General features: G+C 70.9%; 19 protein-coding genes and 1 pseudogene. 8 read left to right on the top strand and 12 right to left on the bottom strand.

All coding sequences use genetic code 11. From position 1 onward, the window contains the following. Positions 1 to 56: 56 nt before the first annotated feature. Positions 57 to 746 (bottom strand): annotated as a pseudogene (locus tag G3I56_RS25795) (VWA domain-containing protein). Between the two features lie 108 nt (positions 747 to 854). On the opposite strand from G3I56_RS25795, the gene G3I56_RS25790 reads away from it, so the two are divergent. Continuing rightward, positions 855 to 1,697 (top strand): chitosanase, encoded by an 843-nt coding sequence (locus G3I56_RS25790; RefSeq protein ID WP_164412864.1) that lies wholly within the window; start codon positions 855 to 857, stop codon positions 1,695 to 1,697. 123 nt (positions 1,698 to 1,820) lie between these two features. Here G3I56_RS25790 and G3I56_RS25785 read toward each other — a convergent pair whose 3' ends face one another. The 3 genes from G3I56_RS25785 to G3I56_RS25775 all read right to left on the bottom strand — a co-directional run bounded on the left by G3I56_RS25785 (position 1,821) and on the right by G3I56_RS25775 (position 9,000). Further along, positions 1,821 to 3,281 (bottom strand): glutamate synthase subunit beta, encoded by a 1,461-nt coding sequence (locus tag G3I56_RS25785; protein WP_164412862.1) that lies wholly within the window; start codon positions 3,279 to 3,281, stop codon positions 1,821 to 1,823. Further along, positions 3,274 to 7,905 carry a glutamate synthase large subunit gene (gene gltB, locus G3I56_RS25780; protein WP_164412860.1) on the bottom strand — a complete coding sequence of 1,544 codons (4,632 nt, stop codon included), beginning with the start codon at positions 7,903 to 7,905 and terminating at the stop codon, positions 3,274 to 3,276. Before gltB ends, G3I56_RS25785 begins: the two co-directional genes overlap by 8 nt. 363 nt (positions 7,906 to 8,268) lie before the next feature. Further along, the gene (locus tag G3I56_RS25775) at positions 8,269 to 9,000 is read right to left on the bottom strand and encodes a VIT1/CCC1 transporter family protein (RefSeq protein WP_164412858.1); all 732 of its coding nucleotides are present in this window, start codon (positions 8,998 to 9,000) and stop codon (positions 8,269 to 8,271) included. Between the two features lie 307 nt (positions 9,001 to 9,307). On the opposite strand from G3I56_RS25775, the gene G3I56_RS25770 reads away from it, so the two are divergent. The 7 genes from G3I56_RS25770 to G3I56_RS25740 all read left to right on the top strand — a co-directional run bounded on the left by G3I56_RS25770 (position 9,308) and on the right by G3I56_RS25740 (position 17,220). After that, positions 9,308 to 10,414 carry an ADP-ribosylglycohydrolase family protein gene (locus G3I56_RS25770; RefSeq protein WP_164412856.1) on the top strand — a complete coding sequence of 369 codons (1,107 nt, stop codon included), beginning with the start codon at positions 9,308 to 9,310 and terminating at the stop codon, positions 10,412 to 10,414. Positions 10,415 to 10,556: 142 nt separating this feature from the next. Continuing rightward, a complete protein-coding gene (locus tag G3I56_RS25765; protein ID WP_164412854.1) occupies positions 10,557 to 11,684 on the top strand; it encodes an ADP-ribosylglycohydrolase family protein in 1,128 nt (375 codons plus the stop codon). 8 nt (positions 11,685 to 11,692) lie between these two features. Beyond that, on the top strand, positions 11,693 to 12,880 hold the full coding sequence (locus G3I56_RS25760) for an ADP-ribosylglycohydrolase family protein (RefSeq protein WP_164412853.1): 1,188 nt from the start codon (positions 11,693 to 11,695) through the stop codon (positions 12,878 to 12,880). Next, positions 12,868 to 14,250 (top strand): ADP-ribosylglycohydrolase family protein, encoded by a 1,383-nt coding sequence (locus G3I56_RS25755; RefSeq protein ID WP_164412851.1) that lies wholly within the window; start codon positions 12,868 to 12,870, stop codon positions 14,248 to 14,250. The genes G3I56_RS25760 and G3I56_RS25755 overlap by 13 nt, the downstream gene beginning before the upstream one ends. Beyond that, positions 14,247 to 15,143 carry a ribokinase gene (gene rbsK / locus G3I56_RS25750; RefSeq protein ID WP_164412849.1) on the top strand — a complete coding sequence of 299 codons (897 nt, stop codon included), beginning with the start codon at positions 14,247 to 14,249 and terminating at the stop codon, positions 15,141 to 15,143. The genes G3I56_RS25755 and rbsK overlap by 4 nt, the downstream gene beginning before the upstream one ends. Further along, positions 15,140 to 16,381, top strand: a complete 1,242-nt coding sequence (locus G3I56_RS25745) for a CoA transferase (protein WP_164412847.1) — start codon at positions 15,140 to 15,142, stop codon at positions 16,379 to 16,381. The genes rbsK and G3I56_RS25745 overlap by 4 nt, the downstream gene beginning before the upstream one ends. After that, positions 16,378 to 17,220 (top strand): CoA ester lyase, encoded by an 843-nt coding sequence (locus G3I56_RS25740; protein WP_164412845.1) that lies wholly within the window; start codon positions 16,378 to 16,380, stop codon positions 17,218 to 17,220. The genes G3I56_RS25745 and G3I56_RS25740 overlap by 4 nt, the downstream gene beginning before the upstream one ends. A gap of 64 nt (positions 17,221 to 17,284) precedes the next feature. Here the strand turns inward: G3I56_RS25740 and lgt are convergent, their stop codons facing one another. The 8 genes from lgt to G3I56_RS25700 form a co-directional block, all read right to left on the bottom strand. Beyond that, a complete protein-coding gene (gene lgt, locus G3I56_RS25735; RefSeq protein WP_164412843.1) occupies positions 17,285 to 18,310 on the bottom strand; it encodes a prolipoprotein diacylglyceryl transferase in 1,026 nt (341 codons plus the stop codon). A gap of 136 nt (positions 18,311 to 18,446) precedes the next feature. Next, positions 18,447 to 19,223 carry a thioredoxin domain-containing protein gene (locus G3I56_RS25730; protein ID WP_164412841.1) on the bottom strand — a complete coding sequence of 259 codons (777 nt, stop codon included), beginning with the start codon at positions 19,221 to 19,223 and terminating at the stop codon, positions 18,447 to 18,449. Positions 19,224 to 19,312: 89 nt separating this feature from the next. Then, positions 19,313 to 20,131, bottom strand: a complete 819-nt coding sequence (gene trpA, locus G3I56_RS25725) for a tryptophan synthase subunit alpha (protein ID WP_164412839.1) — start codon at positions 20,129 to 20,131, stop codon at positions 19,313 to 19,315. After that, positions 20,128 to 21,417, bottom strand: coding sequence for a tryptophan synthase subunit beta (gene trpB / locus G3I56_RS25720; protein ID WP_164412837.1), 1,290 nt, complete (start codon positions 21,415 to 21,417; stop codon positions 20,128 to 20,130). Before trpB ends, trpA begins: the two co-directional genes overlap by 4 nt. Positions 21,418 to 21,805: 388 nt before the next feature. Next, positions 21,806 to 22,615, bottom strand: a complete 810-nt coding sequence (gene trpC, locus G3I56_RS25715; protein WP_164412835.1) for an indole-3-glycerol phosphate synthase TrpC — start codon at positions 22,613 to 22,615, stop codon at positions 21,806 to 21,808. A gap of 166 nt (positions 22,616 to 22,781) precedes the next feature. After that, on the bottom strand, positions 22,782 to 23,231 hold the full coding sequence (locus tag G3I56_RS25710; RefSeq protein WP_203690641.1) for a DUF2752 domain-containing protein: 450 nt from the start codon (positions 23,229 to 23,231) through the stop codon (positions 22,782 to 22,784). Positions 23,232 to 23,323: 92 nt separating this feature from the next. Beyond that, positions 23,324 to 23,578, bottom strand: a complete 255-nt coding sequence (locus G3I56_RS25705; RefSeq protein ID WP_164412834.1) for an HGxxPAAW family protein — start codon at positions 23,576 to 23,578, stop codon at positions 23,324 to 23,326. 220 nt (positions 23,579 to 23,798) lie between these two features. Next, complete coding sequence (locus tag G3I56_RS25700) at positions 23,799 to 24,446, bottom strand: TIGR02234 family membrane protein (protein WP_164412832.1); 648 nt, start codon at positions 24,444 to 24,446, stop codon at positions 23,799 to 23,801. Between the last annotated feature and the right edge of the window lie 18 nt (positions 24,447 to 24,464).

The following is a 24,464-nucleotide window of genomic DNA, read 5'->3' as shown; positions in this document are numbered from 1 at the left end:
GGGAAGGTTGGAGGTCAATGGAAACGGAGTGACACCGAACGGGGTGCACGCCGGTGTCAGTTGACGATCCCCTCCGCCCGGGCGGCGACCAGCCACTTCGGGAACTCGCCCACCAGCCGGTCGTACAAATCGTCGTCGGACACGGCGCGCGGATCTGAACCGGCGTGGAAGAACCCGGCGTTGTCGACGACCCGTCGCTCCGGCACCGCCAACTCGTCGAGCTTGCGCAGGAAGTCGAACTGCTTGCTGCCGGCGTCGCCGAAGCCGATGAACTGCCAGAACAGGGGCAGCCGCGCCGATTTGCACACATACCGTTCGGCGGCGAGCTTGTTGATCGGCCCCGCTGTCGGTCTGGAAACCGACAAGTGCGGGGACCGTCGACCCACGGTGACGCTGTCGCCGTCCCTGTAGTACGGCTTCGTGACTCCTCCCCCTCGTGAACGAGAGGGCTTCTCACTCGACTCCAGGAAGTCTCATGACGGCCAAGCCCTGACCGCTGCCAAGGCAGGTACGCAGCGTACCGCGCCACTTCGCAGCTCCGACACTCAGGATGTGTTTCCCGCCCGGCCTGAACGCCGGGATTCCCACGCAAGCTCAGGGATCGAACCGGAATAGTCGACCCCCAGGCAGACGGCGGCCCGCTGGCCGTCGAGCCCGTGCCGGTCCACAGCGGCCCCGGCGCTCTTGTACAGGCTGACCAGCGCGGGAGCGCTCTCCTCCACCTTGGTGAGACTGATCGCGGCCATGTCTGGCTCCCCTCGCAGGGCGGACGGAGATGCTGAGGGTACGTCACCCATACGCCCGCCCGGGCAGCATATGACCCTTGCGTACCCTGGCCCGTACTCTTGTGCCCCATGAAACGAACCGGCGTCCTGCTCCTCGCCGTGCTCCCCCTGCTGGCAGCCACCGCATGCCTTTCCGTCGCGTCGGACGACTCCCGCGGCCCCGACGCCAAGCGCGTGGAGGAGGCCGGTTCACTGGACGCGGAGGCCACGCTCGCCGATCCGGCGAAGAAGGAGCTGGCCCAGCAGATCGTGGCGAGTGCCGAGAACGGGACGCTCGACTGGCGCAGCGCGTACGGCTATGTCGAGGACATCGGTGACGGGCAGGGTTACACGGCCGGCATCATCGGTTTCTGCACGGGCACCCACGACCTGCTCACCCTGGTCGAGGGCTACACGAAGGCCCACCCGGACAACGCCCTCACGCCCTACCTTCCCGCGCTGCGCAAGGTCGACGGCACGGACTCGCACGAGGGTCTGGATCCGGGGTTCCCGGCGGCCTGGAAGCAGGAATCGAAGGTCGCCGCCTTCCGCGAGGCACAGGACGAGAAGCGGGACACCGGCTACTTCGGACCGGCTCTGCGTCTCGCCGTCGGCGACGGGCTTGGCCTGCTGGGTCAGTTCGTCTACTACGACGCGATGGTCTACCACGGCCCGGGCAGCGACCGGTTCAGCGTGGGCGGCATCCGCACCGCCGCCCTGAAGGAGGCCGACAGCCCGGCGGAGGGCGGCGACGAGACGACGTACCTGGAGGCGTTCCTCGACGCCCGCCGCACGGCGATGCTGGCCAAGCGGCCGGGCGTGAACACCAGCCGCGTCGACACCGCCCAACGCCGCTTCCTCGACGAGGGCAACCTGAACCTCCGTACACCGCTGGAGTGGAAGGTGTACGGGGACACGTACAAGGTGCCGTAGTCGGCCGCCGACCGCCCCGGACGCGCCGCGGCGCCCGCCGTGTCCGGTCGGGGACTGTGGCGAGCGCCGTGGTTTGTTCGTTCCGTACGCCTTTGTACGGGACGTCTTTGTGGGGGTACCCCGTCAGACCATCAGGGAACGGTCCGTCGGGCGGATCGGGGCCGGGAGTTCGCTCGCGCCAGTGAGGAAGCGGTCGACTCCGCGCGCGGCCGAGCGGCCCTCGGCGATGGCCCACACGATGAGGGACTGGCCGCGGCCGGCGTCACCGGCGACGTACACGCCCGGGACGTTGGTCGCGAAGTCGGCGTCGCGGGCGATGTTGCCGCGCTCGTCGAGGTCCAGGCCGAACTGCGAGACGAGGCCGTTGTCCTGGTCGGTGCCCGTGAAGCCCATGGCGAGGGTGACCAGCTGGGCGGGGATCTTGCGCTCCGTGCCCGGCTTCTGGGTCAGTTTGCCGTCGATGAACTCGACCTCGGTGAGGTGCAGCCACTGCACGTCGCCGTGCTCGTCGCCCTCGAAGTGGGTCGTCGAGACGGAGTAGACGCGCTCGCCGCCCTCCTCGTGCGCCGAGGTGACCTTGTAGAGCATGGGGAAGGTCGGCCAGGGCTGGTTCGGGTTCCGGTCCTCGCCCGGCTGCGGCATGATCTCCAGCTGGGTGACGGAGGCCGCGCCCTGGCGGTGGGCGGTGCCCACGCAGTCCGCGCCCGTGTCGCCGCCGCCGATGACCACGACGTGCTTGCCCTCGGCGGTGACCGGCGGGGCCACGAAGTCGCCCTCCTGCACCTTGTTCGCCAGGGGCAGGTACTCCATCGCCTGGTAGACGCCCTTCAGTTCCCGCCCGGGGACGGGGAGATCACGGGCGGTCGTCGCACCGGCGGCGATCACGACGGCGTCGTACCGCTTGCGCAGGTCCGTCGCCTTGAGGTCGCGGCCGATCTCGATGCCCGTACGGAAGCGGGTGCCCTCCGCGCGCATCTGCTCGATACGGCGGTTGATGTGCCGCTTCTCCATCTTGAACTCGGGGATGCCGTAGCGCAGGAGGCCGCCGATGCGGTCCGCGCGCTCGTACACCGCGACCGTGTGACCGGCCCGCGTCAGCTGCTGGGCCGCCGCGAGACCGGCCGGACCCGAGCCGATGACCGCGACCGTCTTGCCGGAGAGGCGCTCCGGGGCCTGGGCGGCGACATCGCCGGCCTCCCAGGCCTTGTCGATGATCGAGACCTCGACGTTCTTGATGGTGACCGCGGGCTGGTTGATGCCCAGCACGCACGCCGACTCGCAGGGAGCCGGGCACAGGCGGCCGGTGAACTCCGGGAAGTTGTTGGTGGCGTGCAGCCGCTCGGACGCCGACGTCCAGTCCTCGCGGTAGGCGTAGTCGTTCCACTCGGGGATCAGGTTCCCCAGCGGACAACCGTTGTGGCAGAACGGGATACCACAGTCCATGCAGCGGCCGGCCTGCTTGCTGATGATCGGCAGCAGGGAGCCGGGAACGTAGACTTCGTTCCAGTCCTTGAGACGGACGTCCACCGGGCGGGACTTGGCGACCTCGCGGCCGTGGGTCAGAAAGCCCTTGGGATCAGCCATTGGTCGCCGCCTCCATCATCTTCTCGGTGATCTCGGTCTCCGTGAGTCCGGCCTGCTCGGCGGCGGCCTTGGCGGCGAGCACTGCCTTGTACGTGCTGGGGATGATCTTGCTGAAGCGCTCCACCGCGACATCCCACTCGGCCAGGAGCTTCTCGGCGACCGTCGAGCCGCTCTCCTCCTGGTGGCGGCGCACGACATCGTGCAGCCACTGCTTGTCGGTGTCGTCGAGTGCCTCGACCGCGTCCGCGTTGCCGACGTTGACGTTGTCGCGGTTCAGGTCGATGACGTACGCGACGCCGCCCGACATACCGGCCGCGAAGTTACGGCCCGTCTCGCCGAGGACGACCGCGTGACCGCCGGTCATGTACTCGCAGCCGTGGTCGCCCACGCCCTCGGAGACCACCGTGGCGCCCGAGTTGCGGACGCAGAACCGCTCGCCCGAACGACCGCGCAGGAACAGCTCGCCGCCGGTCGCGCCGTACGCGATGGTGTTGCCCGCGATGGTGGAGAACTCGGCGAGGTGGTCGGCGCCCCGGTCGGGACGGACGATCACCCGGCCGCCGGAGAGGCCCTTGCCGACGTAGTCGTTGGCGTCGCCCTCGAGGCGCAGCGTGACACCGCGCGGCAGGAAGGCGCCGAAGGACTGGCCGGCGCTGCCGGTGAAGGTGATGTCGATGGTGTCGTCGGGCAGACCGGCCCCGCCGAACTTCTTCGTCACCTCGTGGCCGAGCATCGTGCCGACCGTGCGGTTGATGTTGCGGATGGCGACCTGGGCGCGGACCGGCTGGGCGTCGGTCGCGCTGTTCGCGGCGAGGGCGTCGGCGGCGAGCTTGATCAGCTCGTTGTCGAGCGCCTTCTCCAGGCCGTGGTCCTGCACGATGACCTGGTGGAGCGGGGTGCCCTCGGGCAGCTGAGGCACGTAGAAGAGCGGGGACAGGTCCAGGCCCTGCGCCTTCCAGTGGGTGACCGCCCGCTCCACGTCGAGGGTCTCGGCGTGGCCGACGGCCTCCTCGATGGTGCGGAAGCCCAGCTCGGCGAGGATCTCGCGAACCTCTTCGGCGATGAACTGGAAGAAGTTCACGACGTACTCGGCCTTGCCCGCGAACCGGTCGCGGAGCACCGGGTTCTGGGTGGCGATGCCGACCGGGCAGGTGTCCAGGTGGCAGACGCGCATCATGACGCAACCGGAGACGACGAGCGGCGCGGTCGCGAAACCGAACTCCTCGGCGCCGAGCAGCGCGGCGATGACGACGTCACGGCCGGTCTTCAGCTGGCCGTCGGTCTGGACGACGATCCGGTCGCGCAGGCCGTTGAGGAGCAGCGTCTGCTGGGTCTCGGCGAGGCCGAGCTCCCAGGGACCGCCGGCGTGCTTGAGCGAGGTGAGCGGCGAGGCGCCCGTACCGCCGTCGTGGCCGGAGATGAGGACGACGTCCGCGTGCGCCTTGGACACACCGGCGGCGACCGTGCCGACGCCGACCTCCGAGACCAGCTTCACGTGGATCCGCGCCTGCGGGTTCGCGTTCTTCAGGTCGTGGATGAGCTGGGCGAGGTCCTCGATGGAGTAGATGTCGTGGTGCGGCGGCGGCGAGATGAGGCCGACACCGGGGGTGCTGTGCCGGGTCTTGGCGACCCACGGGTACACCTTGTGGCCGGGCAGCTGGCCGCCCTCGCCGGGCTTGGCGCCCTGGGCCATCTTGATCTGGATGTCGTCCGCGTTGACCAGGTACTCGCTGGTCACACCGAAGCGGCCGGACGCGACCTGCTTGATGGCCGAGCGGCGCGCCGGGTCGTACAGACGGTCCGCGTCCTCGCCGCCCTCACCGGTGTTGGACTTGGCGCCCAGCTGGTTCATGGCGATGGCGAGGGTCTCGTGCGCCTCCAGGGAGATGGAGCCGTACGACATGGCGCCGGTGGAGAACCGCTTGACGATCTCGCTGACCGGCTCGACCTCGTCGATGGAGATCGACGGGCGGTCCGACTTGAAGCCGAAGAGCCCGCGGAGCGTCATCAGCCGCTCGGACTGCTCGTTCACCCGGTCCGTGTACTTCTTGAAGATGTCGTAGCGGCGGGTGCGCGTGGAGTGCTGGAGGCGGAAGACCGTCTCCGGGTCGAACAGGTGCGGCTCGCCCTCGCGGCGCCACTGGTACTCGCCGCCTATGTCGAGGGCACGGTGTGCCGGGGCGATGCCGGAGGCGGGGTACGCCTTGGCGTGCCGGGCGGCGACCTCCTTGGCGATGACGTCGATGCCGACGCCGCCGATCTTGGTGGCCGTGCCGTTGAAGTACTTCTCGACGAAGGCCGTGTCGAGACCGACGGCCTCGAAGACCTGGGCGCCCCGGTAGGAGGCGACGGTCGAGATGCCCATCTTGGACATGACCTTGAGGACGCCCTTGCCGAGTGCATAGATCAGGTTGCGGATGGCCTGCTCGGGCGCGACGTCGATGGCACGCAGGAAGGTGCCGGCGCGGACCAGGTCCTCGACGGACTCCATCGCCAGGTACGGGTTGACCGCGGCGGCGCCGAACCCTATGAGCAGGGCGACGTGGTGGACCTCGCGGACGTCACCGGCCTCGACCAGCAGGCCCACCTGGGTGCGCTGCTTGGTGCGGATGAGGTGGTGGTGGACGGCGGAGGTGAGCAGCAGCGACGGGATCGGGGCGTGCTCGGCGTCCGAGTGGCGGTCCGACAGGACGATGAGACGGGCGCCGTTGTCGATGGCCGCGTCGGCCTCGGCGCAGATCTCCGCGATGCGGGCGGCGAGGGAGTCGCCGCCGCCGCTGACCCGGTAGAGGCCGGAGAGGGTCGCGGCCTTCATGCCGGGCATGTCGCCGTCGGCGTTGATGTGGATGAGCTTGGCCAGCTCGTCGTTGTCGATCACCGGGAAGGGCAGGGTGACGCTACGACAGGAGGCGGCGGTCGGCTCCAGCAGGTTGCTGGCGGGGCCGAGGGAGGAGCGCAGGCTGGTGACCAGTTCCTCGCGGATGGCGTCCAGCGGCGGGTTGGTGACCTGCGCGAACAGCTGGGTGAAGTAGTCGAAGAGCAGTCGCGGGCGCTCGCTCAGCGCGGCGATCGGCGAGTCGGTGCCCATGGAACCGAGCGGCTCGCCGCCGGTCTTGGCCATCGGCGCGATGATGACGCGCAGCTCTTCCTCGGTGTAGCCGAAGGTCTGCTGGCGGCGGGTGACCGAGGCGTGGGTGTGCACGATGTGCTCACGCTCGGGCAGGTCGGAGAGCTCGATCTCGCCGGCCTCCAGCCACTCCGCGTACGGCTTCTCGGCGGCGAGACCGGCCTTGATCTCGTCGTCCTCGATGATGCGGTGCTCGGCGGTGTCGACGAGGAACATCTTGCCGGGCTGGAGACGGCCCTTGCGGACGACCTTCGCGGGGTCGATGTCGAGGACGCCGACCTCGGAGCCGAGGACGACCAGGCCCTCGTCGGTGACCCAGTAGCGGCCGGGGCGCAGTCCGTTGCGGTCGAGGACCGCGCCGACCTGGACGCCGTCGGTGAAGGTGACACAGGCCGGGCCGTCCCACGGTTCCATCATCGTGGCGTGGAACTGGTAGAAGGCGCGCCGGTCCGGCTCCATCGTGGCGTGGTTCTCCCACGCCTCCGGGATCATCATCAGCACGGAGTGGGGCAGTGAACGGCCACCGAGGTGGAGCAGTTCGAGGACCTCGTCGAAGGACGCGGAGTCGGACGCCTCGGGCGTGCAGATCGGGAAGATCCGGTCGATCTTCTCCTGGTCGCCGAAGAGGTCGGAGGCGAGCTGCGACTCGCGGGCCGCCATCCAGTTGCGGTTGCCCTTGACCGTGTTGATCTCGCCGTTGTGCGCGACGAAGCGGTACGGGTGGGCGAGCGGCCACGACGGGAAGGTGTTCGTGGAGAAGCGCGAGTGGACGAGCGCGATGGCCGACGCGAAGCGGCGGTCGGACAGGTCCGGGAAGAAGGGCTCCAGCTGGCCGGTGGTCAGCATGCCCTTGTAGACGATGGTCCGCGCGGAGAGGGACGGGAAGTAGACGCCGACCTCGCGCTCGGCGCGCTTGCGCAGCGCGAAGGCCTTGCGGTCGAGGTCGATGCCCGTCGCGGGCGCCGCGGAGCTGTCCGCGACGAAGATCTGCCGGAAGGCGGGCATCGTCGAACGGGCGGTGGCACCGAGGAGTCCGGGGGCGACCGGCACGTCGCGCCAGCCGAGGACGGTCAGGCCCTCTTCGGCGGCGATCGTGTCAATACGTGAGACGGCCTCGGCGGTCGTCGGGACGGCGTCCGTCGCCGTCTCCTCCGGGAGGAAGGCGATACCGACCGCGTAGGCACCCGCCTCGGGCAGCTTGAATTCGGCCACCTCACGGAAGAACGCGTCCGGGACCTGCGAGAGAATGCCGGCGCCGTCGCCGGAATCGGGCTCGGAGCCGGTGGCACCGCGGTGCTCAAGGTTGCGAAGAACCGTGAGCGCCTGCTCGACCAGCGCGTGGCTCGCCTCGCCGGTGAGGGTGGCCACGAAGCCGACGCCACAGGCGTCGTGCTCGTTGCGGGGGTCGTACATACCCTGCGCAGCAGGGCGAGCATCCATGAAGGACCACTTCTGGCCATTCTCGGAATGCTGGGACGGCTGGCGCGGCGTACGCATCGGCTCTCCCGTCGTCGTTGTGTGGCATATGCATTAAGCCGAGGGACGACGTTGGCCCTCTTGTACTTCAAAATTTCACGCAGGTTACATGATGGGGCGATTCTCGGGAACCGGATACCGCGTACCAACATGCGGACACCGCAGTGCGCGGCATGGTGACCGCGCTGCGGTGGAAGTAATGGGGGCCGAATCGGACAGATCGATGTCCCTCGACCCATGGCAAGGAGAGCGTCGTCGCCCTCTCCGCGAGTGCGCCGCAGGCTTCGTTGCCCACAGCGCGTACGGCTCATGCCCAGTGGTTAAGCGTTCGAAACCAGCGAGTAACGGCTACTTATGCGGCCCATCGCATAAGTGCACGATCGCCTATCCTACGGCTGCACCGAACAGGTTGCCCAGGGCGTACGTCACACCGGCCGCCGCTCCACCCAGCGCGAGCTGCCGCAACCCGCTGAACCACCAGCTCCGGGCGGTCACCCGGGCCACCACCGCACCACACCCGAAGAGCCCGACAAGCGAGACCAGGACGGCAGGCCACAGGGCGGTGGCGCCCAGCAGATACGGGAGTACGGGCAGCAGCGCGCCGAGCGCGAACGCCCCGAAGGACGACACCGCGGCGACGGCGGGCGAGGGCAGATCACCGGGGTCGATGCCCAGCTCCTCGCGGGCGTGTATCTCCAGCGCCTGCTCGGGGTCGCGCGAGAGTTGCCGGGCCACTTCGCGGGCGAGCTTCGGCTCGACACCCCGGGACTCGTAGAGCGCGGCGAGCTCCCGCTCCTCATCCTTGGGGTGCTTCCTCAACTCCCTTCGCTCGACGTCGAGTTCGGCCTCGACGAGCTCGCGCTGCGAGGCGACGGAGGTGTACTCGCCGGCGGCCATGGAGAAGGCGCCGGCGGCAAGGCCGGCGAGCCCGGTGATGACGACGGTCTGATGCGCGACGGCCCCGCCCGCCACACCGGTCATCAGGGCGAGGTTGGAGACGAGCCCGTCCATCGCCCCGAAGACGGCCGGCCGCAACCAGCCGCCGGTGACATCCCGGTGGGTGTGGTTGTCGCGGTGCGCCTCGTGCAGCGCCGCCTCGGTCTCGATGATGGCCATGCCGTCCCCCAACTCGCTCGACTCCGAACTCGACTCCCAACCCCGAAGCCCAAGCCGAATTTAGACTGATTCCAGTTATCGACAACACCGAAAATACCCCCCGGATTCCCTTCCCGCCAGCAAGGAGAGGCTGCCCTCACCTGCGCGTTCAGCGTGATCGCTCATCCGTAGGTGTACTCGCACAAATGTCGACCGGGTGATGCTGGGGCGCCTGAGGAGCACCTGAAGCCCTCCGGTGGGACAGTTCCGCAAAGGGTTCCGCTCCCCGCGAGGGAGCCCCCGGAACCCTCCGGAGGAGAGGCCGCGTATGGCACCGATCGCCTGCATTCCCCCGGTCCCGGCGCACCAGGACGCCGCCCTGCTCCGCGACAGAGCACGCGGCGCCCTGCTCGGTCTGGCCGTGGGGGACGCGCTCGGCGCCCCCGCCGAGAACATGAAGCCCTCGGAGATCCGCGCCCGCTGGGGCCGCATCACCGGCTACGTGGCCGAGCACCCCGCCGGCACGGACGACACGGAGTACGCGATCTTCTCGGGCCTCCTCCTCGCCCGGCACGGCTCCGCCCTCACCCCGGCTCACGTGGAGGCGGCCTGGCACCAGTGGATCGCCGACCTCGACGAGGGCCCCTTCCGAGGCGCCGGTTTCAGCGAACGCGGCACCCTGGAGAACCTGCGCCGGGGTCTCGCCGCCCCCATCTCGGCCCAGCACCGGCACGCCTGGAGCGACGGTCTCGCCATGCGGGCGGCGCCCTTCGGCGTCTTCGCGGCGGGCCGCCCGGCCGAGGCGGCCCGGCTGGTGGCGATCGACGGCTCGGTGAGCCACGACGGCGAGGGCATCTACGGCGGCCAGGCGGTCGCGGCGGGCGTGGCGGCAGCGATGGCAGGCGCGCCGACCATCGCCGTGGTGGCCTCCGCCCTGGCAGTGATCCCCGACGACTCCTGGACGGCGCGCTCCCTGCGCCGCGCGGTGGCGGTCGCCCACCGGGGTGAACGCGCGGTCCGCTCCGCGGTGGTGATCGGCGGCTACCCCTGGACGGACCTGGCCCCCGAGGCGGTCGCCCTCGCCTTCGGCGCGTACGCGGTGGCCGACGGTGACTTCGCGGAGTCGGTGCTGACAGCCGTCAACATGGGCCGCGACGCGGACACGACAGCAGCGGTGGCGGGCGCCCTGGCAGGCGCGACCCGCGGCGCCTCGGCGATCCCACCCGAGTGGGCGGAGGCGATCGGCCCGGCCCGCGGCAGCTGTCTCCCCTCCATGGCGGGCCACCACATCCTCGACGTCGCGGAACTCCTGACCCCGGGCGAGGGCGGCAAGTGGGGCGCGAAGCCGGTCGTACGGGATCCGGTTCCGGACCGGGCCGCTTACGTCCTCGCCTCGGACAGCGACACGCCGACCGCAACGGAGGTACGACCGTGAGCCCGCACTTTCAGCCCCTCCGGCGTTTGAGGAGCGGGGGTTCGGGGGCAGCGCCCCCGATGGGGGTCCCCCCTCTGGGGGAGGGACGGGTAGGGGCGGCGGGGGCGAAACACACCACCCGAGCCGAAGCCGAGGTCCGCCCATGACCAGCCGCCGTATCGAGGGACTCCTGCTCGGCCTGGCCGCAGGCGACGCCGCAGGCTGGCCCGCCGCCCGGCACCGGGCAGCCAGGATGCCCGACTGGACCCGCCGCCTCACCCGCGAGCTCGACACCTTCGCCGAACAGAACGCGACCACCACCCTCCCCGTGCCGATCGCCCTCAACCAGCCCCCGGAACCGCTCCGGCTCGGCCCCTCGGACGACGCGGAGTGGGCGGCGTTCTCGGCCGAGGCCCTGCTGAAGGCCGGGGACGACAGTGTGCTGGGCGACCTGAGCCGGGAGCGCCGGGCGCGTGCCGCCATCGACCTGTCCTGGAACGCGGTCGCCAGCGAGGTGGCAGCCGCGGCGGAACGCGCCCCCGAGGTCGAGTCGGCGGTGCTTCCGCTGCGCGCCCGTATCTCCGTACGAGCGGGTCTCGGCAACCTCGCCGCCGGTCTACGGCCGCCCGCCACCGGCCACGACAACCCGCACTACTTCGACGACGCGGCCTGCGTGCGGGCCTGTGTGCTGGCGGTGGCCCACCCGGGCGACCCCCGACTCGCCGCCGAACTGGCCGAGTTCGACGCCCGTTACACCCAGGACGGCGACGGTGTGCACGGCGCCCGCGCGATGGCGGCGGCACTCTCCCTGGCGCTGGTCGGCGAGGGGGTGGAAGCCTGTGTGGACGCGGCGCTGGCGGAACTGCCCGAGTTCACGGAGATCGGCCGGAACGCCCGCCACGCGCTGAAGCTCGCGCGGGACGCAGACAGCGCGGACGGCGCGTTCGCCCTGGTCCCGCTCCTGGAACACCAGATCGTCGACCACGTCTACAGCTACGGCATCGCCGCCGCGGAGACGGTCCCGGTAGCCCTCGCGCTGGCCACAGCGGCGCACGGCCGGATCGCCGAAGCGGTCCCGGCCGCCGCCTGTCTGTCGCGGGTCGCGGACTCGGCCCCCGCGCTCGCGGGCGCCCTCACCGGCGCACTGGGCGGCGGTGCCGCGATCCCGGTGTCCTGGCGGGACGCCTGCCGCACCCTCTCCGGCTGCGCCCTTCCCAGGCTTACCGGTACCGACCTCGTGGAACTCGCCGAACTGCTGGAAGCCACACAACGGGCCTCCCCAGGAGGATGATTCGCGACATGACACCCAAAACAGAAGAAAGCCGGGAAGGCGCTCAACTGGCGGGTCTGGACGAGCGGATCACCGGCGCCCTGGTCGGCGCGGCCGTCGGCGACGCGCTCGGCGGTCCCGTGGAGGGCTACACCCCCGAGCAGATCCTCGAACGCCACGCGGGCCGCGTCCACGGCATCGTCGGCCCCTGGAACGGCGACGACTGGCGCACCGCCCGCCCGATCGCCCCGTACCACAAGGGCGACGGCCACGTCACCGACGACACCTTGATGACCCATGCGCTGGTACGGGTGTACGCCCAGGTCCGCGACCACCTGGACGCGTACTCGGTCGCCGACCACCTGGTCCCGGACCTGATGACGAACCCGCGCTGGATCCCCGAACTGGAGGCCGAGGCACTCCCCCTCCAACGCATCTTCCTGGCGGAGAAATGGCTGGTGGCCCGGATCCACTACGGCCACATCGATCCCCGCGAGGCGGGCGTGGGCAACATCGTCAACTGCGGCGCGGCGATGTACATGGCCCCGGTCGGCCTGGTCAACGCAGCCAACCCGGCGGGCGCGTACGCCGAGGCCCTCGAACTCGCGGGCGCCCACCAGTCCTCGTACGGCAGGGAGGCGGCGGCGGTCTTCGCGGCGGCGGTGGCGGCGGCCTGCTCCCCGGACGCGACACCGGACTCGGTGATCGGAACGTGCCTCTCCCTGGCGAAGGACGGCACCCGGGCGGCCATCGAGGCGGTGTGTGAAGCGGCGTCCGGATACACGGACTTCGAGTCGGCGCTGCGGCCACTGCGGGAGGCGGTGACTCCGTACGACACGGTCGGACCGGACTATCGCAGCCCGTCCCTGGGCGCCCGTCGGCCCTCCCGACTCCATGCGATCGAGGAACTCCCGGTCGCCCTGGGCATGTTGGTGGTGGCGGGCGGCAGCTTCCGTCATGCGGTGCTGGGTTCGGTGAACTACGGCCGCGACTGCGACTCGATCGCCACGATGGCCGGGGCACTCGCCGGTGCGCTGGGCTCCGAGGTGCCGACCGACTGGTCGAAGACGGTCGCGGAGGCGAGCCGCCTTGACCTGTGGGAACCCGCCCGGACACTGACCGAGGTGACCCGGGAGATCTTCGAACGGGACGTCCACCAACGCCGTTCCCACGAAAAGGCGTTCGCCCGGCTCAGGAGCGCGGGATGCTCCGACTGACCTGGGTCCAGCCGGAGGACCTGATCGGCCACGAACTGCGCCAGGCGACCCAGGACGGCCGCGAGCCCGCCAGAATCGCCGCCCGCTGGCGAGCGGCGGGCGGACCGGATGCCCCGGCCGGCGCGGGCGCGTCCCCCGGTCCGGTCTCCCGCTACCTGCGCCTGCTCGCCGAAGACCTCCTGGACGAACTGGCTGACCTGCCAAGCAGGTTGGCGGACGAAGAGCCGACGGACCTGGCCCGGATCCGGGCACTGTGCCCCGACTGGCCCGCGCAGCCCGCCCCGGCCACACAGCCCGCGCCCACCCCACTCCGCCTGGAAGCCGCCTGGCTGGGCAGAGCAGCCGGTTGCCTCCTGGGCAAACCGGTGGAGAAACTCCCCCTCACCGCCATCCGCGAACTCGCCCGGTCCACCGGCAACTGGCCCCTGAACACCTGGTTCACCGCCAGAGGAGTCCCGGAGGAACTGACGGCGGCCCACCCCTGGAACCGCCGATCGGCGACAACCTCCCTCGCCGAGAACATCGACGGCATGCCCGAGGACGACGACCTCAACTACCCCCTCCTCAACCTGCTCCTGCTCCAACGGCACGGCCCCCGCTTCACCACCACCGACGTGGCGAAACTCTGGCTGGACGAACTCCCCGCAGGCCGCACCTTCACGGCCGAACGCATCGCCTACCGAAACCTCCTCTCCGGCCTCGAACCGCCGCTCACCGCCCGCCACCGCAACCCGTTCCGCGAATGGATCGGCGCCCTGATCCGCGCCGACGTCCACGGCTGGACCAACCCCGGCGCCCCGGCCACCGCCGCCGAACAGGCATACCGCGACGCGACCCTCACCCACACCGCCAACGGCGTCTACGCGGCGATGTTCACGGCGGCCACCATCGCCGAGGCCACCACCGGCACCCGCGACATCCACGCCTGTCTGCGCACCGGCCTGACAGTCGTCCCCCCACGCTCCCGCCTGGCCGAAGCGATCCACCACGGCATCCAACTGGCCCAGTCCCACCGCGACTTCGACACAGTCGTCGACGAACTCCACGCCACCCACGCGGCCACCTACCACTGGGTCCACGCCATCCCCAACACCGCCCTGATCGCCGCCGCCCTCACCCACGCCGACGGCGACTTCACCGGCTCCATCTGCCGTGCGGTGTCCGGTGGTTGGGACACCGACTCCAATGGCGCGACCGCCGGAAGCATCGCCGGGCTCCTCGCGGGCTCCCCCGCCACCCTCGCCGAGCGCTGGACCAGCCCCCTGAAGAACCGACTCGCCACTTCCGTCTCGGACTTCAACGGCACCGGCTTCGACACCCTCGCCCAACTGACCCACTCCCTCGCCCACTTGGAGACAGCCCACCCATGACCCATATCGCCGTGCTGGGCAGCACGAACATGGACCTCGTCGCGTACGTCTCCAAGGCCCCAGAGCGCGGAGAGACCGTGACAGGGCGGGAGTTCCGTACGATCCCCGGCGGCAAGGGCGCCAACCAGGCCGTCGCCGCGGCCCGCGCGGGCGCCGACGTCTCGATGATCGGCGCGGTGGGCAACGACACCTACGGCAGCCAACTCCGCTCCACCCTGGAGAACTCGGGCGTCGGAACCGACCATCTCCGCACCGCCGAGGGCCCTTCCGGCACCGCGCACATCGTCGTGGACGACGAGGGCGGCAACGCGATCGTCGTCGTCCCCGCCGCCAACGGCACCGTCACCGCTCTCGCCCCCGGCGACGAGAGCCTGATCGCCACCGCCGACGCGCTGCTGCTCCAACTGGAGATCCCGCTCACGGCGGTGGTCGAGGGCGCCCGGGCCGCTCACCGCCACGGCGTCCGCACGATCCTCACCCCGGCCCCCGTCCAACCGCTGCCACCCGAACTCCTCGCCGTCACCGACCTGTTGGTGCCGAACGAGCACGAGGCGGCGGCCCTGACCGGCCTGAGCGACCCGCACAAGGCGGCCACCGCACTCCTCGACCAGGTGCCGGAGGTGGTCATCACGCTGGGCGCGGCCGGCAGTCTCTACGCGTCCCGGGACCTGGCCGAACCGGTCACCGTCCCCGCGCCGGCCGTCACCGCCGTGGACTCGACCGGCGCCGGCGACACCTTCGTCGGCGCCCTCGCGGTGGCCCTGGCCGAGGGCCGCCCGATGCCGGACGCCCTGGCGTGGGCCGCAGCGGCAGGGGCACTGTCCGTACAACGGCCGGGCGCGTCGGCGTCGATGCCGTACCGCTCGGAGATCGAAGCCAGGTACACGTCATGACCCCACCGGAGACGACCGCACCCGCATCCGCATCCGGTGGGACCCCAACCGCCGCGGCCCCCCTCACCGGACTTCGCGTCCTCGACCTGGCCACCCTCTTCGCCGGTCCGCTCGCCGCCACCATGCTCGGCGACTTCGGCGCCGAGGTGATCAAGATCGAGCACCCGGTGAAGCCGGACCCCTCCCGGGGCCACGGCCCGTCCAAGGACGGCATCGGCCTCTGGTGGAAGCTGCTGGGCCGCAACAAGCGCACGATGACCCTCGACCTCTCCCGGCCCGGCGGCCGGACCACCCTTCTCCGGCTCGCCGCCACGGCCGACGTCGTCATCGAGAACTTCCGTCCGGGCACCCTGGAGAAGTGGGACCTGGGTTGGCCGGAGCTGTCCGCCGCCAACCCGCGCCTGGTCCTCGCCCGGGTCACCGCCTTCGGTCAGTTCGGCCCGTACGCGCACCGCCCCGGTTTCGGCACCCTCGCCGAGGCGATGAGCGGCTTCGCCGCGATCACCGGCGAACCTGACGCGCCTCCGACGCTCCCGCCCTTCGGCCTCGCCGACTCGATCGCGGGGCTGGCGACGGCGTACGCCGTCATGACAGCACTCTCCGCCTGCGACCGGACTGGCGAGGGTCAGGTCGTCGACATGGCGATCATCGAGCCGATCCTCACCGTCCTGGGCCCGCAGCCGCTCTGGTACGACCAGTTGGGCCACGTCCAGCCGCGCACCGGCAACCGCTCGCAGAACAACGCGCCCCGCAACACCTACCGCACGGCCGACAACACCTGGGTCGCCGTGTCGACCTCGGCCCAGTCGATCGCCGAGCGCGTGATGCGCCTGGTCGGCCGCCCGGAGCTGATCGACGAGCCCTGGTTCGCCACCGGCGCCGACCGCGCCCGCCACACGGACGTCCTCGACGAGGCGGTCGGCACGTGGATCGCCCACCACTCCCACTCCGAGGTCATCGCGGCCTTCGAGAAGGCGGAGGCGGCGGTGGCCCCGGTCCAGGACGTACGGGAGGTGATGACCGATCCGCAGTACCAGGCCCTCGACACCATCACCACGGTCGACGACCCCGAGCTCGGCCCGATCCGTATGCAGAACGTCCTCTTCCGGCTCTCCGCGACCCCCGGCGCGATCCGCTGGGCGGGCCGCCCGCACGGCGCGGACACCACGGCCGTCCTCACCGAACTGGGCCTGACGGGGCCCGACATCGACGCCCTGCGAACCGAGGGAGCCCTGTGACGGCCATCCCCCTGACCTGGCTGTACGTCCCCGGCGATCGCCCCGAGGTGGTGTCCAAGGCCCTCGCCTCAGGCGCCGACGTGGTGGTCGTCGACCTGGAGGACGCCGTCGCCCCCGACCGCAAGGAGTACGCTCGCGCGGCCACCGCCGAGCGTCTCACCGACCCCCAGCCGGTCCCGGTCCACGTCCGGATCAACGCCCTTGACGGCCCCCTGGCATCCTGCGACCTCCGGGCCCTCGAAGGCCTCCCCGGCATCTCGGGCCTACGGCTCCCGAAGGTGACGACCCCGCAGCACGTCGTACGCGTGGCCACCCTCACGACCGTGTCCACGGCCGCAGAGGCTGGGCCCCCGCTCCACGCCCTGCTCGAAACCGCCCTCGGTATCGAACACGCCTTCGCCATCGCGACCGCCCACCCCGCCCTGCACGGCATCGCGCTCGGCGAGGCCGACCTACGGGCCGATCTGGGGGTACGGGGGGACGCGGGCCTCGACTGGTGCCGTTCCCGGGTCGTCGTGGCCGCACGGGCTGCCGGACTCGCCCCGCCGCCCCAGTCGGTCCACCCGGACACCCGGGACCTCGACACCCTGGCCGTGTCCTGCGCCCACGGCCGCGCCCTGGGATTCCTGGGCCGGGCGGCCATCCACCCCCGCCAGCTCCCGGTGATCGAACACGCGTACCTCCCCACCCCGGAGGAGATCGAGGACGCCGAGCAGATCGTCAAGGCGGCGGCGACGGAGGAGGGCGCCCAGGCTCTCCCGGACGGCCGCTTCATCGACGCGGCGGTGGTCGCGACGGCCCGCAGAACCCTGTCCCTGGCCGACCGCGCTCGCCCCTGACCCGCACAACGAACGAGGGCGCCCCGGTCCGACCGGGGCGCCCTCTTCTTCGTACGGCCAACACTCAACTCTTCTTGGTCGGCTCCGCCTCGGCCTTGTCCTCTGTCTTGTCCTCGGCCCCGGAGTCGGCCTTGCCGTCGATATCCATATGGATATCCGTATCGGTGTCGGTATCGGCCTTCACCTCCGCCGATTCACCGTCGCCCTTGTCGCTGACGTCCTTGTCGCTGTCGTCACCCTCGGCACCGTCCTCCGCCGAACCGTCGGAGCCATCCGCACCCGGCTCCACGACTTCCTCCCGGCCCGGCCGCTTCTTCGCCGAGAGCACGAAGTAGATCACCGCGAGGATGAAGACGAAGATCGCGGTCCAGTTGTTCAGCCGCATGCCCAGGATGTGGTGGGCGTCGTCGACGCGCAGGTACTCGATCCAGAAGCGGCCTACGCAGTAGGTCGCGACGTACAGCGCGAACGCCCGGCCGTGCCCCAGCGTGAACCGGCGGTCGGCCCAGATGACCAGCAGCGCGACACCGACGCACCACAGGGACTCGTACAGGAACGTCGGGTGGTAGTAACCCGGGACCCGGCCGTCGGTCGTGGAGGTGATGTGCAGCGCCCAGGGGAGGGTGGTCTCCCGCCCGTACAGCTCCTGGTTGAACCAGTTGCCCCATCGCCCGCACGCCTGTGCGAGGGCGATACCGGGGGCGAGGGCGTCGGCCCAGGCGGGCAGCGGGATACCGCGCCGGCGGCAGCCGATCCACGCGCCCAGCCCACCGACGGCGATCGCGCCCCAGATACCGAGGCCGCCCTCCCAGATCTTGAAGGCGTCCACCCAGTCACGGCCCTCGCTGAAGTACAGCTCGTAGTCCGTGATCACGTGATAGAGGCGGCCACCGACCAGGCCGAAGGGCACGGCCCAGACCGCGATGTCGGCCACCGTGCCGGGCCGGCCACCGCGGGCGAGCCAGCGCTTGTTGCCGAGCCAGACCGCGACGAAGACACCGATGATGATGCAGAACGCGTAGCCGCGCAGCGGAATGGGTCCAAGGTGCAGCACCCCGCGCGACGGACTGGGAATGTAGGCGATTTCCATGGCAGCCCCGACGCTACCTTGACGGACGCGGCGGATGTGAGCCGCCCCGGGCAACGGCTCCATAACGGGCGCTGCCTCCGGTTCCGCGCAAGGCGGTGAACCGGAGGCAGCGGGAAGCCCTGGGAACACCCGGGCCCTACGACTTGTCGGCGGCCTCGACCATCTGCTTGAGCTTCGCCGGGGTCATCGTCTGGTCCTGGTAGATGTTCTTCCCGTCGAGCAGCACGGTCGGCGTGCCGCCGAAACGGCCGCTCTGGAAGGCCTGGTTCGACTTCACGACCCAGCTGTTGTGCGTGCCGTCCTCGACACATGTCCGGAAGGTGGGCGTGTCGAGCCCGTCGGCCTTCGCCGCCAGTTCGATGAGCCTGCTGTCCTTCGCGAAGGCGTCGTCGGTCTCCTGCGGCTGATTCTCGTACAGCACGTCGTGGTACGCGGTGAACTTCCCGGCGTCCTGGGCGCAGGCGGCGGCGTTGGCCGCGTGCCGGGAGCCGCTGCCGCCCATGTTGCCGTCGATGATCGTCGCCAGGTGGTACTGCACCTTCAGCTTGCCCGCGTCCGTCAACTCATGGATGACCGCGCGGTAGTTGGTCTCGAAGGACTGGCAGGCGGGACAGCGGAAGTCCTCCCACACGGTGAGCGTCGACTTGGCGCTCTCCTCGCCCACCGGGATCGCGAGGCTGTCCTTGCCCTGCGCGCCCGAGGGCGCCACGACCGGGCCGGCGCTCTCGCTCTTGCTGTCCTTTCCGGAGTTCGCGGCGACTACACCGATCACCGCCGCGAGTCCCAGCACGCAGACGACACTGGCGCCCACGATCAACGCCCGCCGCCGCTTCTCCGCGGACTTCTGCTTCTCACGCTCGACCGCCAGCCGCTCGCGGGCGGTGCGCTTTCCGTCACGATTCTTCTCGCTCACACCCCGCAGAACGAACCGGGGAGACGCATTGCGCCTCCCCGGCCCCAGGTCCACTCGTTCGGGCGACCTGTGCGAAATGTCCCGCCCTGCTACGCGGTGCCGCGCACGCCCTTCGCGAGGTCGGCGGCGAGTTCCCGCACTGCCTCGACACCGGCCGCGTGGTCCGGGGCGTCCAGCATCCGCTTCACGAAGGCCGATCCGACGATCACACCGTCGGCGAAGCCGGCGACCTCGGCGGCCTGCGCCGCGTCGGAGACGCCGAGCCCGACACAGACCGGCAGGTCGGTGCCGGTGCTCCGGGTGCGCCTGACCAGGTCCTGTGCCTGCGCGCCGACCGACACCCGGGTCCCCGTGACGCCCATGAGTGAGGCGGCGTACACGAACCCGCTGCCCGCCGCCGTGATCTCGGCGAGCCGCGCGTCCCTGCTGCTGGGCGCGACGACGAACACGGTCGCGAGGCCGTGCTTCTCGGCGTGCTCCCTCCACAGCGCCGACTCCTGCACGGGCAGGTCGGGCAGGATGCACCCGGCTCCGCCCGCCTCCGCGAGCTCGGCGGTGAACCGCTCGACTCCGTAGCGGTCGACCGGGTTCCAGTACGTCATGACGAGCACCGGCTTCCCGGTGGCCTCGTACGCCTCCCGGACCGTGCGCATCACGTCAGCGATCTTGACGCCACCGCGCAGGGCGATGTCGTCGGCGGTCTGGATGACGGGCCCGTCGAGCACCGGGTCGCTGTGCGGCAGCCCGACCTCGACGATGTCGGCGCCGCCCTCGAACACGGCCTTGATGGCGTCGATCCCGCCGTCGACCGTCGGGAACCCGGCGGGGAAGTACGCGATGAGCGCGGAGCGTCCCTCGGCCTTGGCCCCGGCGAGGGTGTCCGACAGCAGCTGAATGTTCCCGCTCACTTGGCGTCCCCCTCGATCTCGGCGGTGTCGGCCGCGTTCGCGGCGACCTCGGCATCGGTGTCGGTGTCGTACAGGTTGAAGTACCGGGCGGCGGTGTCCATGTCCTTGTCGCCGCGCCCGGACAGGTTGATGACGATCAGCCCGTCCTTGCCGAGCTCCTTGCCGACCTCCAGCGCTCCGGCCAGCGCGTGCGCGCTCTCGATGGCCGGGATGATGCCCTCGGTACGGGACAGCAGGCGCAGCGCCTGCATGGCGGCGTCGTCGGTGACCGCGCGGTACTCGGCGCGGCCGGTGTCCTTGAGGTAGGAGTGCTCGGGTCCGATGCCCGGGTAGTCGAGTCCGGCGGAGATGGAGTAGGGCTCGGTGATCTGCCCCTCCTCGTCCTGCAGGACGTACGACCGCGAGCCGTGCAGGATGCCCGGCTCACCGGCGGTGAGGGTGGCGGCGTGCTCACCGGTCTCGACACCGTGGCCGCCGGGCTCGCACCCGATGAGCCGGACGCCGGCGTCGGGGATGAAGGCGTGGAAGAGCCCGATGGCGTTGGATCCGCCGCCGACACAGGCGACGGCGGCGTCGGGCAGCCGCCCGGCCTGCTCCAGGATCTGGCGCCGGGCTTCCACACCGATCACCCGGTGGAAGTCGCGCACCATGGCCGGGAAGGGGTGCGGCCCGGCCACGGTCCCGAACAGGTAGTGCGTGCGGTCGACGTTGGCGACCCAGTCGCGGAACGCCTCGTTGATGGCGTCCTTGAGGGTGCGCGACCCGGACTTCACGGCGATGACCTCGGCGCCGAGCATGCGCATCCGGGCGACGTTGAGGGCCTGGCGCTGGGTGTCGATCTCACCCATGTAGATGGTGCACTCGAGCCCGAACAGCGCACACGCGGTCGCGGTGGCGACCCCGTGCTGACCGGCACCGGTCTCGGCGATGACCCGGGTCTTGCCCATCCTCTTGGTGAGGAGAGCCTGCCCGAGCACGTTGTTGATCTTGTGGGACCCGGTGTGGTTCAGGTCCTCCCGCTTGAGGAAGACCCGGGCGCCACCGGCGTGCTCGGCGAACCGGCGCACCTCGGTGAGGGAGCTGGGCCGCCCGGTGTAGTTGACGAGCAGATCGTCGAGCTCACGGGCGAACTCCGGGTCGGACTTCGCCTTGTCGTACTCGACAGCGACCTCGTCCACGGCGGCGACGAGCGCCTCCGGGATGAACTTGCCACCAAAGGCACCGAAGTACCCGTCGACGTTGGGAACCTGACCGGCCGGATCAGGAATGAAGAACTCGCTGGACATACGGCTACCTCGCAGGGGCGAAGCCCCGGGGTTCGATCTGGACACGGGAAGCGTGAGAGGGCTGAGCAGGGCGGCGCCTCAGAAACTCCGGCGCCGAAGACGCGCCCCTTAGGGGCGCGGGGCTGTATCTGCATGCGGCTCCGCCGCGTGGGCGCGACCAGCCACAACGAACCCGCAGCCGAAAACGCACCCCTACTGCTGAGCCCCGCAGGGCCATCGCATCCCGTTGACCTGTCCAGGCTCATCCCCGATGACATACCGAACCCGCCGCCCGTGCACACGCCTCGCGGGCGCACGGCAGCCACGCGGACGGCAGCCGCGCGCGAGGCGGGCGTACCGGTCCATGGGTGTCCGGGTGAGTGTCATCGGGGCCAACTCTAGCGGGGGATCAGCCGCGGCCGTGCCGCAGCGCCGGGTGCTCGCCCGCCGCCACCAGGTCCGACACCGCGGACTTGGGGTCACGGCCGGTGACGAGGGACTCGCCGACCAGCACCGCGTCGGCGCCCGCGTTGGCGTACGCGATCAGATCGTGCGGGCCGCGGATACCGGACTCGGCGATCTTGACGATGCTGTCGGGGATCTCGGGGGCGACCCGTTCGAACGTGGCGCGGTCGACCTCCAGCGTCTTCAGGTTGCGCGCGTTGACCCCGATGATCCGGGCCCCCGCGTCCACCGCCCGCTCGACCTCGTCCTCGTCGTGCACCTCGACGATCGGGGTGAGCCCGATCGACTCGGCGCGCTCGATGAGGGACTCCAGGGCGGACTGCTCGAGGGCGGAGACGATCAGCAGGGCCAGATCGGCGCCGTACGCCCGCGCCTCCCACAGCTGGTACGACGTGACGATGAAGTCCTTGCGCAGCACCGGGATGTCCACCCGGGCGCGCACTGCCTCCAGGTCCGCCAGTGAGCCGCCGAAGCGGCGCTGTTCGGTGAGGACGGAGATGACGGCCGCCCCGCCCGCCTCGTAGTCCGCCGCGAGGCCGGCCGGGTCGGCGATCGCCGCGAGGGCGCCCTTGGAGGGGCTGGACCGCTTGACCTCGCAGATGACCTTGACGCCGTCGCCGCGCAGTGCGGCGACCCCGTCCTTGGCGGCGGGAGCCTTCGCCGCGCGCTCCTTGAGCTCGTCGAGGCTGACACGCGCCTGCCGCTCCGCGAGGTCGGCACGGACTCCGTCGATGATCTCGTCGAGCACACTCACGCGAGCGGCCCCCTTCCAGACGGTAGGCGATTGGCTGTTGAAGCCATTCACACCAATTGAAGCTGCACAAACTGTCAAAGTAGGTCACTCCGATGGTATCCGGAGGAGGGCAAGCCCCTCGCATCCGGTTGACACCGGTCCCACTACCTGGACATTCATCATTTGATCAAGGATGGAGCCAGCCACCGAACGGCAGGTTCCGGACAACCGTGAAGACCAGCAGCAATGCGCCCAGGCTCCACAGCTGCACCGGGTTGAGGTCGATCCGTATCGGCCGTCCGCGCACCGCGCGAACCACCCAGACGGTCCACAGGACGGCGAAGGCCACGTAGCCCGTCACGGCGAGCGCGTTGGCCCCGAGGGCCGTCACCCAGTCACCGTGCACGAAGGCGTAGGCGCTGCGCAGTCCGCCGCAGCCGGGGCAGTACACGCCGGTCAGCCGCAGCAGCGGGCAGACGGGGTAGTGGCCGGGTTGGTTGGGGTCGACAGTCCCGACGTAGGCGAAGGCCCCGACCACGGCCGCGAGCACCCCGGCGGGCACGGCCACCCGTCCCGCCACGGCACCGACGCCCGACGACACGCCCTGCTGAGCCCGCTCGGTGTTCACCCCACGCATTCTGCCCCCTGCGGGGCGTACACGCGCGAGGGGCGGCCCGGCGCTTTCGCCGGGCCGCCCCTGCCGGTCCGAGAACCGGTCCCCTGCGGGGTTCAGCTCTCGGCACCCGCCGGCTCACGCGTGACCTGGTGGCCCTCGCGGCCCTGGGTGGTCGGCTTCTGCTTGCCGAGGCCCATCGCGGCCATGATCCAGCCGACGACACCGCCGAGGACCGAGAGCACCATGCCGGCCCAGAAGCCCAGCGGCTCGGCCATCACCATGAAGGCGCCTGCTACGCAGAACCCGATGATGGAGATGGTGACGCCGGTCCAGGCGGCCAAAGTGTGACCGTGGCTAGTGCCCGCCATGACTTGCTCCTCGTTGCTGAGTTGCTGGTTGCTGAGTTGTCGAATGCAGTACGTGGTGAGCCGGACGCTCGGCGCCCATTGTCCCGCACGCGCACGCGTGGAGGACGCCCGGGGTCGCCCCAGCGAGTCGCTCCGGCCGGAGCGCCCCCAAGGGGCGCGGGGAACTGCGCGACCAGCCACAACGGACCCGCGGACAACACACGCCGTTCCCAGCGGAGCGCTACGCCCCCGTCGGGTCCTCGCCCCGGTCGAGGGCCTTCCAGATCTCCTCGGGCCGGTCGGGGTCTACGGCCCTCGCGCGGGGGCGCGGACGCGGGGCGCCGCCTCGCTCGTACCGGCCGGACATGGTGGGCCACAGGCGGCCGTAGCGCAGGGCGAGGAGGCCCGCGAGGAGGATCAGCGCGCCGCCGACGGCCGCCGCGTACGGCCAGGCGGTGTGGCTGAGGGTGCTCACGGTGGCGGCGGTGTCACCGGTGGCCCGCGCGGCCTTCTCGTCGAGCGCGGAGCTGTCGGACGCGCCGAGGACGGCCGCGGCGACCGTGCCGGCGCCGGACAGCGCGAGCAGGGCGGCGACCAGGAGGCGGCCGGAGCGGCGGACGGCGAAGACGGCGACGAGCGCGGCGAGGCCCACTATGGCGAGGGCCGCGGGCACGCCCGTGACGTCGCTGCCGCTGGCGGTCAGCGGGAAGGCGCCGCCGGCCACCGTCGTGGTGCCCTCGGACCATCGCTGTCGGGTGGCGAGCAACGCGACGGCCGCGCCGAGCGCACCGGCCAGCAGGGCGACGGCGAGGCTGAGCCTCCCGGCCCGGCCGGGAAGGGGGGCTTCGGAACGTGGGGAAGGTACGGGTACGGCAGTCACGTACCCCACTATCGCCTGAACCCCGGG

This window comes from Streptomyces sp. SID12488, assembly GCF_010548275.1.
GTDB lineage: Bacteria > Actinomycetota > Actinomycetes > Streptomycetales > Streptomycetaceae > Streptomyces.
Note: the sequence above shows the minus strand (reverse complement) of the source record. Positions and strands in the feature narration are given on the sequence as shown.